Below are 11,385 nucleotides of genomic sequence, written 5' to 3' on the forward strand. Positions count from 1 at the left end.
GTCTGAAGCTTCATATAGGGCCTTTAATGGATAAGCTGAGCTACATGCACAATAAATGGTCCAATATAAGGATCATAGACATAGTCTAAGAAGAAAAACAAGAACATTCCTACAAGGCTGCCGATCATTGAGCCATTGATACGAATCCATTGAAGATCGTTTCCGGCTTTTTCTTCGACAAATTGATTCAAATCTTCGTTTGAGTAACTTGTGAGGGTTTCCCTGACGATCATGCCAATTTCGTGGTGTTCATTTTGGATAACCTGACACAAGATGTCTGTGACAAAGGAATTAAGCTGGTCTTGAAGGTGTTTATTGTTCTGAAAGTCGTTCCAGCCCTGTTGGATATAGGGGGCGATTACGTTGTTTAGGACTTCCGGTTCGGTGGAGGAAGCTGTGTTCAGGAAAATACTCAGGATTTTGGTGAGGAGTTCCTGGAAAAAGTTCTCTTGCAATAGGCCGTTTTTCCAGGATTCGACTTGTGCTTGGAAATCTGTGTCTGCTGTTAAGGATTCCAGATTGTTGACGAGACTTTCTCTTAGGGCTTGGCGCAGGGGATCTGCCGGGTCATTAAACTTACGCAGGGTAAGCAGTAGTTCGATATGCAGGGCATCTGCTGCTTCTTCCATATTTAATCCGTCAGACATTTCTACAAAACCTAAGAGGGTCCGAAAAATTGTCCCGCCATTGCCTAGTTTCTCGGCTTTGATGGTCTCCAAATAATTAAGAATAAGCTGGCGAGTCTCTCCTTCTGAGGCCTTTTCCCAAAGCAGTTCCACGAAGCGATCCAAACCTTGATCAAGATAGCCTTTAGTTAAGGCCCAGCGGCTTAACTTCTCAACCTTCGGAGCTAAGGGCCAAGTCTGTGCTTTCTGCTGGAGAAACCCGGTTAATTTCTCTGCCAGGACAGCTGGGTCCTGTTTTTCCGCCGTGTGCCGCAGGAAAAAAACGGCTTTGTCCGTTAAATAGGCTGCCCCTCCCTGCTTTTCCACAAACTGAACAAGTGCGTCGAGGTAGGCGACTTCAGAGATTTTCCGGCGAATTATGTCCATGTGCAAGAGTTCTGTTTGGACCATCCCTGCCACAGCTTCGATGAGTTTCACGCGATTACGCGGAATGAGCTCTGTATGATACCCCCAGCCCAGCGGTTTTTTAAAAATGGCCGTGACCGCAAACCAATCGGCGATCCCACCCACCAAGGCTGCTTCAAGGATGAAATTAAGAAGCTGCCAGCCTACGCTTTGTGGGTAAGTGTATTTTAAGAAAACAGACCCTAAAAAGCCAATAAAGACAAGAGCAAGTGTGATGTTGGCTTTCTTATGATAATTCATCGGAACACCATCCCCAATACATAAATCAGCATCCCAACCAGGCCGCCCACAAGAGATCCGTTAATCCGTATCATCTGCAAATCATTGCCCGCCTTCTCTTCGATCAGTGTGACCAGCTTATCATTCGTTAGGGGATAAAGTCCTTCGCGAACCGTTCGTCCAATAACATCATGATGATCTTCAATTTGTCTTTCCAGGAAGCTTCGAACTTCTCGATTGAAGGCTTTCCTTAACTCCGGCTTATGCTTTATTGCTTCCAGATTTTGATCCCAGTCATCCCGCAGCTTCTTCAAGCCGCGTTCAATAACTTTGGGTACTAGATCAGAACTCGTTTCCCTGGTCGACTCAGCCTCTTCAGGCAGATCGCTGTCGGTGTATGTAAGGGCGGTTAAAGCTTTAGCACAAAGTTGACTGACCTTATCCTGCATTTCCGGGTTCGTCTTCAGGTTTATAATGCCCTTCCGAACCAATTCCTTCAGCCAGCGCTCAACAGTTCCGTCCTGCAAAGCGGTCTTCCCTTTATCTATAATACCCTGGGCAAGAACTTCTGGTGAGGGCAAAAACTTGCCAACGAGTTTACGCGTCGGGTTATTAGCTCCATATCGTATTAAGGCTGCCTCTATCATGTTTGTCAATGCTCTATTCACCGTGGGTTGGAGCAGCAGTTCTTTCATAGCCTTACATAAAGCCTGCAACAAATGATCAATTTGACCATGCTCAAGAGAAAATTCAAGAACGGCAATTAAGGTTTCCGAGAGCTCCAGCCTAGTCAGGTTCTCTTGGCTGATCAGGTTCTCTTGCAGTAGTCCTTGCAGAGATCGAGATAAACTGTTCGTGTCCAAAGAGCGCTTAATTTCCTCGGTCAAGTCAACAAGCAGTTGTTTGGCAGATTCCTTGACCTGATCCTGTTGAAAGACCTTAAGCAACTCCCCTGAAAAATCCCACATCCCTAGTTTTTGTTTCAAGACATCTTTAGTCAGTAATTCGTCCTGAACCATATCCGCCAGAGCGTTGAAAATCCGTTCGCGATTTCTAGGAATAATTTCTGTACGCAGCAGTTTGCCAGGCCTAATTCCTAAAGGCCGCCGAAATAAAGCTGTCACTGCGAACCAATCGGCAAGTCCTCCTATCATTCCCGCACTGCACCCGCTGGAGATAAGTCCGCCCCAAAAGCTTGTGGCGTGAAAAGGATAACTCAACAAAAACCCCAAGGTAATTCCCCCTAGGGTGAGGTTAGCGCTTTGGGTATTATTTATTTTCTTAACCATAAAACCACCTACATTAAGCTCTTTAAATCTTGGGCTGAAGAGTGAACTCGTTCATACGAAGGGCCCACCCCCACTAACTTCTTTCCTAGTTTATTCTATTTTTTAATCTTGTACCAGAGGCTCAGAAACTTTGATGCTGATTTTACGTCCCGCCAGTATTACAACAAGCACTAAAATGGCTGCTCCCGTCATATACGGCAGCCCCATGTACAAGGCAAAAAGAGCTCCCCCTGTCACAGGCCCGAGGATTCTGCCCAGACTGGCAAACGATTGAAAGAGACCAAGAGATGCTCCTTGTCCCCGATTGCTTTGTTTAGAGACAAGACTTGAACTAGTGGGAACCATTAAGGAATTGCCTACCATAAAGATAACCGTCGAGGCAATCAGAAAAACTATACTTTTATCATCTGCCGAGATAATAATCAATGACAAGCCGACAGCACATAAGAGTGCTCCTGTATTGACGAGTTTAGCATCCCCAAACGTTTTGACTAATTTCCCGATAAGTCCTCCCTGAACAATCACAGCAAAGATTCCCATAATAGCAAAGGTTATCCCCATATCCGTAGGGCCGAAACCTACTTTGGCTGCGGCCAATAAAGCAAAGGTACTCTCAAACATGGACATCGTAAAATTCAAGGTGAAATTAAAGGCGAAGAGGAAAAATAAAGGATCTTTGAGAACCTGAGGAGTAAGTCTGGCTCTCTTTCGGCCTGAGCCTTTATTCATTTCCTTAAGCGATTCCGGCAAGAAAAACCAGGTAAAGGGAAGGAGTAATAACGCCAATCCCCCTGCCACAAAAAAAGGAAGAGAGAAACTATATTCTCCCAGGAACCCTCCCAAAGCAGGCCCAAAAATCATTCCCATCCCCATGGCCGCACCGATCATCCCCATTCCCTTGGCACGATCAGCTCCTTCGGTAATATCTGCTAAGTACGCCATAGCTGTAGGTAATGTTGCTGAGGAAACGATTCCCGCCAAAGCCCTGAGGACGATTAATATATAAAGATTGTTGACCATGCCGAACATTAAAAAGGTTACGCCATAGCCAAGAAGCCCTATGAGGATAACGGGACGTCTTCCAATTCGATCCGAGAGCTTGCCCCAGACCGGTGCAAAAAAGAACTGCATAATTGAATATGCGGACATGAAAACCCCTAAGGCAAAGGCGCCTCCGCCAAGTTTGCTGACTAAAAAGGGAAGGATCGGCACAACGATTCCGAACCCTACCATAACCAAAAATTGAATAATAAACAATATTGCCATAGGCCCAATATTTTTTTTGCTCATAAAAAAACTCCTACTTCTTCCTTTTCATCGTCTTAGCTATCCCCAAATCTGCAATTTCTAAAATATCTTACAGGACTATTCTCTAATTGACGCCTATTCAGTAAAAGGGTTGGCTTCCAATTCAGCCAAAACGGAATTCAATTGCTCCAAAGCCGTATTTAATTTGTTGAGATGCAAAGGATCGAGCCTCTGCATTAAACAACTAAGTTTTTTCTTTCGCTCCCTCTCAAAGGTTAAGAGTGCATCTTCTCCCTGGGGAGAAAGCTGAATGAGAACAACTCTGCGGTCTTCCTCACTGCGAGTTCGCATAATCAGGCCCAACTTATGCAAGCGATCCACAAAACTCGTTACGGCACCCAAAGTAATCTCGAACTGCTGAGCAATATCCGAAGGAGTACAGGTGCCTTTCTGTTCCAATAATTTAAGGAACATCATTTGCTGCATGGATAACTCACATGAAGCAAACATCAAGAAATTCTGGTATTTTTTCCAGACTCTTCTGAACAAAAGCTCCGTTTCTTCTACAAGTTTTAAATTCTGATCCTGATCCATAGTCTCACTCCTTACCCCGAGAGAGTATTGATCCAAGCTTATTATAAGCTTCGTAAATACTTCAGGTCAATGTGTCAGGGGGACGGTCCTTTTGACACACTTAACTGCATAAAAGACAGAGAGCCTTCGTAAAAAAACTATTTCAACTTATTTTGCACCACTGACGATTTGAAAGAGTGTTAATAGGACCGTCCCTTTAACACACCTTTAACAAATTAAAGAGTGTTGAAAGGACCGTCCCTTTGACACACCTTTACTGCAAATTTTTAATACGTAATTTTTTTATCAATGGGTATGCTAACTTTATGTACTAATAAAAAAAGGAGGTTTCCCGATGTGTGACAACCCTTCCCCATATAATCCTTATCAACAGCTTGACCGCTACATTGACGGCCTTCCTTATAAAAAGGAAAATTTGATCGCCATTCTGCATCATGCCCAGCAGCTTTTTGGCTACTTGCCGGATAAAGTCCAGCGTCATATCGCTGCGAAACTTGATATTCCTTCAGCCAAGGTTTACGGAGTCGTAAGCTTTTACTCTTTTTTTACAATGAAACCTCGGGGAAAACATGTTGTTAATGTTTGTATGGGAACCGCTTGCTTTGTCCGAGGTGCTGAGAAATTGCAGCAGGAAATTGAAAAACAGCTTGGAATTAAAACCGGCCAAACGACAGAGGATGGGCATTTTTCCCTTGATTCCTTACGTTGTATCGGGGCCTGCGGCCTTGCCCCTGTTATGATGGTCGATGGTAAAGTTTATGGCCGCCTTATCCATCCGGAAGATATCAAACAGATCTTAGATGAATACCGAGAACCTGCGTTGAAGGAAGGAACATCAACATGAAACTAAAAACCAGAGACGACCTTAATAACCTAAAAGCTCAACACCAGGTTCTCCTTCAGAATCGACGATCTGCCCAACCAATTTCTGTCTCTGAGGCTCAAGGAAAGCCGAGACAGGTTATGGTCTGCGGCGGAACAGGCTGTCACGCCTCGAATAGCCCTCAGATTGTCGAGGCACTTAAGGCAGAACTTCAGCGACGCGGCCTTGCAGAACAAATTAATGTTCTGCAAACGGGCTGTTTTGGCTTCTGCGAAAAGGGCCCCATTCTTGAAGTTCACCCCGATAACGTCCTTTACCTAGAGGTTTCTCCCAAAGATGTGCCTGAACTTGTTGAAGAACATTTCATTCAGGGAAAACCCCTTGAACGCCTTCTCTATCAAGATCCAAATACCGAAGAACGCATCGCTTCAGACCTTCCTTTTTATCACAGCCAAATGCGTATTGCCTTGCGCAACTGCAGCTTGATTTCACCTGAGGATATCCTGGAATATATTGCTGTCGACGGTTATCAAGCCTTAGCCAAGGTCTTATTTGCCATGACGCCGGAATCAGTCATTGATGTTATAAAGCAAAGCGGTCTGCGCGGCCGCGGCGGCGGAGGATTTCCCACCGGTGTAAAGTGGGAGTTGACTCACAACAATGAGGCAAATAATCGTTATATTATTTGCAATGCTGACGAAGGTGATCCGGGAGCTTTCATGGACCGCTCAATTTTGGAGGGAGATCCTCACAGCGTCTTAGAGGCTATGTTGATAGCCGGACATACCATTGGTGCCTCTCACGGCTTTATCTATATCCGAGCTGAATATCCTCTGGCTATTCATCGCTTAGAAATCGCCATTAAACAAGCCAAGCAGTATGGATTGCTCGGCAAAAACATTTTAAGCAGCGATTTTTGTTTTGACATTGAAATTAAATACGGAGCAGGAGCCTTTGTCTGCGGAGAGGAAACAGCACTAATCCATTCTATCGAAGGAACCCGCGGCGAACCTTCGGTTAAACCGCCCTTTCCCGCTCAACAAGGACTTTGGGGGAAACCAACTTGCGTCAATAATGTCGAAACCCTGGCCAATATTCCCCCAATTATTTTAAAAGGAGGGGATTGGTTCGCAGGGATTGGTACAGAAAAAAGCAAAGGAACCAAGGTCTTTGCTCTGGCAGGAAAGGTCAACAATGTAGGACTGGTAGAAGTTCCTATGGGAACGACACTGCGGCAAATTATTTTTGACATCGGCGGAGGAATTAAGCACCACAAGACCTTCAAAGCCGCGCAAACAGGCGGCCCCTCAGGAGGATGTATCCCCACAAAATTCTTGGACACTCCGATTGATTATGAATCCTTAATCGCCATTGGTTCCATGATGGGATCGGGCGGGCTGATTGTTATGGATGAAAGCGATTGCATGGTCAATATTGCCAAGTTCTATTTAGAATTTACCGTCGACGAATCTTGCGGCCGCTGTACGGCCTGTCGTGTGGGAACGAAACGTCTCCACGAAATTCTTACGAAGATCACCGAAGGCAAAGGAACCCTTGATGATTTGGATCAGCTTGAGAAATTAGGCAAGACCATTAAAGATTCTTCGCTTTGCGGCCTGGGCCAAAGCGCTCCTAACCCCATCTTATCCACTATTGAGTATTTTCGGGATGAATACCTTGCTCATATCGTTGACAAAACGTGCCCGGCGGGGGTTTGTAAGAGCTTACTTCGATACGATATTACCGATAAATGCAAAGGCTGTACTCTTTGTGCCAAAAATTGTCCGGCAGGCTGTATTACAGGCTCGCCCAAAGAACCACACATCATTGATCAAGAACGCTGCCTAAAATGCGGAGCATGTTTGGAAAAATGCCGCTTTGACGCTATTATTCGCCATTAAGGACCCCAGAAGGAGGCTTCTCTATGGATGTACAATTAACGATTAATGACATACCCCTTACAGTTCCGGAAGGAATGTCTATTCTAGATGCCGCAAGAACCGTTAATATCGATATTCCAACTTTATGTTATTTGAACTTACATGAGATGAGACTTAATAATCACATCGCTTCTTGTCGTGTCTGCCTGGTCGAGGTTGAAGGCCGCCGTACTTTGGCCCCCGCTTGCTCGACCCCGGTATCTCATAATATGGTCGTTAAAACAGATACGCCCCGTGCTATCCAGGCCAGACGAACCATGGTGGAGCTTCTGCTCTCCGACCATCCAAAATCATGTTTAACCTGTGCCAAGAATTTGGATTGTGACCTCCAGGCTCTCGCCGCCGATCTTGGAGTACGGAATATCACCTACGAAGGCGAAGAAACTAAATTTGAAATCGACAAATCAAGTCTGGCTATTATCCGTGATCCCAACAAATGCATTCGCTGCCGGCGCTGTGAAACGATGTGTAACGATGTGCAAACTGTCGGTGTTTATTCCGCCGTCGGACGTGGTTTTGAGACCGTTGTAAAAACTGCTTTTGATTTACCCCAGCATGAAACCTCATGCACCTTCTGCGGTCAATGCATTGCTGTCTGTCCAACTGGAGCGTTAATGGAATTGGATCAAGTCGATAAGGTCTGGAAAGCTCTTAACGATCCGTCACGCTACGTAATTGTGGAAACAGCCCCAGCAGTAAGAGTTGCACTGGGCGAAGGTTTTGGTCTGGAACCGGGGACCATAGTCACAGGCAAAATGGTGGCAGCTCTACGCCGTCTCGGCTTTGACCGTGTCTTTGATACGGAGTTTGGAGCAGACGTAACGATTATGGAAGAGGCTACAGAATTCATTCACCGTCTGAAACATGGAGGACGGCTGCCGATCCTGACAAGCTGCTGCCCTGCCTGGGTTAAATTCTTTGAGCATCAATTCCCTGATCTCCTGGATATCCCATCGACCTGCAAATCCCCTCACGAAATGTTAGGAGTCTTAGCCAAAAGCTATTATGCAGATACCTACGGCATCGATCCTCAGAAAATAACCGTTGTATCGGTCATGCCTTGCGTTGCTAAGAAATACGAAGCCGCCCGGCCGGAACTGGGGCAAGATCCTGTCACACCGGATGTGGACATTGTTATTACCACCCGGGAGTTATGCCGCATGATTCGGGAAGCCGGGATTCACTTTGAACGGCTTAACGATGAAGAATTCGACCATCCTTTAGGCGAGTCAACGGGAGCTGCCGTCGTTTTCGGCACGACAGGAGGAGTTATCGAAGCTGCCCTGAGAACCGCCTACGAATGGCTGACAGGAAAACCCTTGGAACATGTCGAGTTCGAAAGTCTCCGCGGCATGGACGGCATTAAAGAAGCCGTTATCCCTATCGAAGGGCGGGAGTTTAAAATAGCAGTAACCCACGGCCTGGGCAATGCGCGCACAATTCTGGAAAAGATACAAACCGGTGAAGCCGAGTATGATGCCATCGAGATTATGGCCTGTCCCGGCGGATGCATCGGCGGCGGCGGGCAGCCTTATCATCATGGCAATGTGGAAATTCTTAAAGCTCGGGCCGCCGCCATCTACGAAGAAGATCGCTCCAAACCCCGCCGTAAATCTCACGAAAACCCTGCCGTCATAGAACTGTACAAAAAGTACATCGGTGAACCATATGGTGAAAGGGCCCATGAACTTCTTCATACAAGCTTCACTCAACGTCCTAAGATTTAGTCCCCACATTCCTCTCCCTCACTTCTATCGTAGTCCTTTCAAGAGAAGTTTCTGTCCGAAATATCCGCTGCTCATATACCGTCATTAGCTAATAATTATTAGACTCGCAGGCCGTTATTAAGGGCATCACGAATAATGAAAACAAGCTATTGACAGAGTAAACAATAATATCAATTAGTTTACTTATGCCAAAGAAGCAGAGTGAGGTCGAAAACCGCGGTAACCCCAAGATTAGCTTATTTGTAGATGGTTATGCTACAATAACAGTGAGCCTCCCCTACCAACACTTCGCTAAGCACGTTATCCTTATTTCCCTTATTTCACCACAACAAGAACAAGTTTAGAACTGGTGTTCTACAATAATTGGGGAGCGGCGATTCATCTCGCCGCCTAAAAAGGATGAGAGTCTTCTCGCCGCAAAAAGATAAATAATTCTCTATACGGGGGACACGATGGAACATAAATTTTCGAGAACTGAACTTTTAATTGGCAGTGAGGGCTTAGAAAAGCTTCGCCTCAGTACGGTCCTCATTTTCGGAATAGGCGGAGTCGGTTCCTATACCGTCGAAGCACTGGCGCGCGCCTCAGTTGGTCATTTAATTATGGTTGATTTTGATGAAATCAGCATTTCAAATCTCAACCGTCAAATCCATGCTCTTCACTCCACGATTGGTGAAGCGAAGGTAGAAGTTATGCAACGCCGAATCAAAGAGATAAATCCGGAGGCTCACGTTGAAATCTTCAAAGAATTTATTTCAGCAGAAAATGTTGCCGATTTCCTGCAAAGGAAACCGGACTATGTGGTGGATGCCATCGATACAGTTTCCAGCAAAGTAATTTTAATCAAAGAATGTTTAGCACGGGAAATACCTTTAATCTCAAGTATGGGGGCTGGCAACAGGCTTACAGCCGAAAATTACCAAGTCAGTGACATTTCCAAGACCAGTGGTGACCCCCTGGCGAAAACCATGCGCAAATTACTGCGTCAAGAAGGTATCACGCGCGGCGTGAAGGTAGTTTCCAGTTCCGAACTTCCGATCGCCCCTATTTCTTCAGTCTCTCCGGCTCCTTCGTCCGACAATTCAACGACTATTAATTCCGAAAACGAAGGAACTCTCGCGATGCAAAAGCGTCAAACTCCGGGAAGCATCTCCTTTGTGCCATCGGTAGTTGGGTTGCTTATAGCGGGAGAAGTTGTCCGGGATCTATTAAAGGGATAGTGAACTCGTTCAGCCAAAGCTGAGTATCGGGGCTTCAGATACAATAATGCCCAGTGGATATATTTGCCGAGCCGCCTTTCCCAATAGGAATACTTAGCGGCGAAGGAGGACTCTACCCCACCTGAAGTTATTTTCCAGTAAGGAGTGATTTTATGCCTTTACCGGAATCAAAGGAGAAATTACCTACGCCGATTACTTAACGTGGCCGGAAGATGAGCGATGGGAAATCATTGACGGGATACCCTATAGGCAGGCAGCTCCCTACCTGGCAACACCAAAGTATTTCAAGAGAATTACTCAGACAAATCTCCAATTACTTACTACATAAGCCATACCAAGTATTTGCTGCTCCCTTTGACCTCTGTATCCCTGAACTTAATGAAACTGATGAAATCTGTGACGAAAGCAAACTTCGAAAAACAGGATATTTTGGATGATAAACTGGTGAAATTACACAAACATGAAAGACTTGCTGTTGCAAAATACATAAACGCCCTTCATTAAACAAAACCCTGCATAAATAGTGGTGTAAAATCTCCCACTTATATGCAGGGTTTTATTTATAAAACAGATAGATAATCATTATGAAACGGTCCCTTTTTAGTTTGTTTCTTTAAAGACCTCAAATAGTGCATTAGAGATTATTTTAGAAATGAAGAAATAAAAAAATCAAGCAGTTTGCTTTTCTTGCTTATTGGCCGATCTCCTTGTCGTCTTAAAAATCAACGTAAAGCATCCTATATCAATAAGACAGTCTCCGATACTAAACACTTGTTTCTGAAGCCCAGGAACAGCCAAATAAAACCGATCGGCCAAAATCTTTAAATGAGTTGCTGCAGTCATCAACCCATGCGTACCCTGCCCGGCCAGCAACGCCTTACGGCTGGTTTCCGGCAGAAAAAGGGGATCAACGGGCATAACCCCCCCGTTTAAAGCTATTACTAAGGTATTGAGGAAGACCCCTCCAGCAATTAGCCATATTCCCTTTAGGGAACGATTTCGTAACGTAAAGATCAGCAGCAAAAAATATGACCCGGTATCAAGAAGCGAACAAAGCTGACCAGGAACCAGACCGCTATGTCGAAGGCTCGCCCAATAAACTACGCCCTGCAGCAAGAAAGCCATTGGGACAAACCAAAACTGCCGCAAGGCTAGCTCACCCAAACGATTTAGTTCTCCTCCGCATAGTAAACTTACAATTAGCGATAAAATCAAGGTTTCAATAAGCATGCTT

10 protein-coding genes are annotated in these 11,385 nt (G+C 45.3%); 5 read left to right on the top strand and 5 right to left on the bottom strand.

The genetic code is table 11. The features are described 5' to 3' along the window. Nucleotides 1-23: 23 nt before the first annotated feature. From DEAC_RS04170 to DEAC_RS04185, 4 genes are all read right to left on the bottom strand, one after another. Nucleotides 24-1,331, bottom strand: a complete 1,308-nt coding sequence (locus DEAC_RS04170; protein ID WP_047808790.1) for a DUF445 domain-containing protein — start codon at nucleotides 1,329-1,331, stop codon at nucleotides 24-26. Beyond that, nucleotides 1,328-2,542: a DUF445 domain-containing protein gene (locus DEAC_RS04175; protein ID WP_242847070.1), complete on the bottom strand. Its 1,215-nt coding sequence runs from the start codon at nucleotides 2,540-2,542 to the stop codon at nucleotides 1,328-1,330. Before DEAC_RS04175 ends, DEAC_RS04170 begins: the two co-directional genes overlap by 4 nt. Nucleotides 2,543-2,701: 159 nt before the next feature. After that, nucleotides 2,702-3,889: an MFS transporter gene (locus tag DEAC_RS04180; protein ID WP_047808792.1), complete on the bottom strand. Its 1,188-nt coding sequence runs from the start codon at nucleotides 3,887-3,889 to the stop codon at nucleotides 2,702-2,704. A 93-nt stretch (nucleotides 3,890-3,982) separates the two neighbouring features. Continuing rightward, a complete protein-coding gene (locus tag DEAC_RS04185) occupies nucleotides 3,983-4,441 on the bottom strand; it encodes a MarR family winged helix-turn-helix transcriptional regulator (protein WP_047808793.1) in 459 nt (152 codons plus the stop codon). 334 nt (nucleotides 4,442-4,775) lie between these two features. Between DEAC_RS04185 and nuoE the strand changes: the two genes are divergently transcribed. The 5 genes from nuoE (at nucleotide 4,776) to DEAC_RS23195 (ending at nucleotide 10,588) form a co-directional block, all read left to right on the top strand. Then, nucleotides 4,776-5,285, top strand: a complete 510-nt coding sequence (gene nuoE / locus DEAC_RS04190; RefSeq protein ID WP_047808794.1) for an NADH-quinone oxidoreductase subunit NuoE — start codon at nucleotides 4,776-4,778, stop codon at nucleotides 5,283-5,285. Continuing rightward, on the top strand, nucleotides 5,282-7,165 hold the full coding sequence (locus DEAC_RS04195) for an NADH-quinone oxidoreductase subunit NuoF (protein ID WP_047808795.1): 1,884 nt from the start codon (nucleotides 5,282-5,284) through the stop codon (nucleotides 7,163-7,165). The genes nuoE and DEAC_RS04195 overlap by 4 nt, the downstream gene beginning before the upstream one ends. 23 nt (nucleotides 7,166-7,188) lie before the next feature. After that, the gene (locus tag DEAC_RS04200; protein WP_047808796.1) at nucleotides 7,189-8,931 is read left to right on the top strand and encodes an NADH-dependent [FeFe] hydrogenase, group A6; all 1,743 of its coding nucleotides are present in this window, start codon (nucleotides 7,189-7,191) and stop codon (nucleotides 8,929-8,931) included. A gap of 452 nt (nucleotides 8,932-9,383) precedes the next feature. After that, a complete protein-coding gene (locus DEAC_RS04205) occupies nucleotides 9,384-10,151 on the top strand; it encodes a tRNA threonylcarbamoyladenosine dehydratase (protein WP_047808797.1) in 768 nt (255 codons plus the stop codon). 212 nt (nucleotides 10,152-10,363) lie between these two features. Continuing rightward, a complete protein-coding gene (locus DEAC_RS23195; RefSeq protein ID WP_152671349.1) occupies nucleotides 10,364-10,588 on the top strand; it encodes a hypothetical protein in 225 nt (74 codons plus the stop codon). Between the two features lie 232 nt (nucleotides 10,589-10,820). On the opposite strand, the gene DEAC_RS04210 is transcribed toward DEAC_RS23195, so the two are convergent. Further along, nucleotides 10,821-11,381, bottom strand: coding sequence for a DUF5317 domain-containing protein (locus DEAC_RS04210; protein ID WP_047808798.1), 561 nt, complete (start codon nucleotides 11,379-11,381; stop codon nucleotides 10,821-10,823). Between the last annotated feature and the right edge of the window lie 4 nt (nucleotides 11,382-11,385).

The organism is Desulfosporosinus acididurans (assembly GCF_001029285.1).
GTDB lineage: Bacteria > Bacillota > Desulfitobacteriia > Desulfitobacteriales > Desulfitobacteriaceae > Desulfosporosinus > Desulfosporosinus acididurans.

Excerpts from the sequence above, each read along its gene's own strand:
- DEAC_RS04170 (WP_047808790.1), bottom strand. The coding sequence starts at position 1,331 with ATGAATTATCATAAGAAAGCCAACATCACACTTGCTCTTGTCTTTATT.
- DEAC_RS04180 (WP_047808792.1), bottom strand. The coding sequence starts at position 3,889 with ATGAGCAAAAAAAATATTGGGCCTATGGCAATATTGTTTATTATTCAA.
- DEAC_RS04185 (WP_047808793.1), bottom strand. The coding sequence starts at position 4,441 with ATGGATCAGGATCAGAATTTAAAACTTGTAGAAGAAACGGAGCTTTTG.
- nuoE (WP_047808794.1), top strand. The coding sequence starts at position 4,776 with ATGTGTGACAACCCTTCCCCATATAATCCTTATCAACAGCTTGACCGC.
- DEAC_RS04195 (WP_047808795.1), top strand. The coding sequence starts at position 5,282 with ATGAAACTAAAAACCAGAGACGACCTTAATAACCTAAAAGCTCAACAC.
- DEAC_RS04200 (WP_047808796.1), top strand. The coding sequence starts at position 7,189 with ATGGATGTACAATTAACGATTAATGACATACCCCTTACAGTTCCGGAA.
- DEAC_RS04205 (WP_047808797.1), top strand. The coding sequence starts at position 9,384 with ATGGAACATAAATTTTCGAGAACTGAACTTTTAATTGGCAGTGAGGGC.
- DEAC_RS23195 (WP_152671349.1), top strand. The coding sequence starts at position 10,364 with ATGAGCGATGGGAAATCATTGACGGGATACCCTATAGGCAGGCAGCTC.
- DEAC_RS04210 (WP_047808798.1), bottom strand. The coding sequence starts at position 11,381 with ATGCTTATTGAAACCTTGATTTTATCGCTAATTGTAAGTTTACTATGC.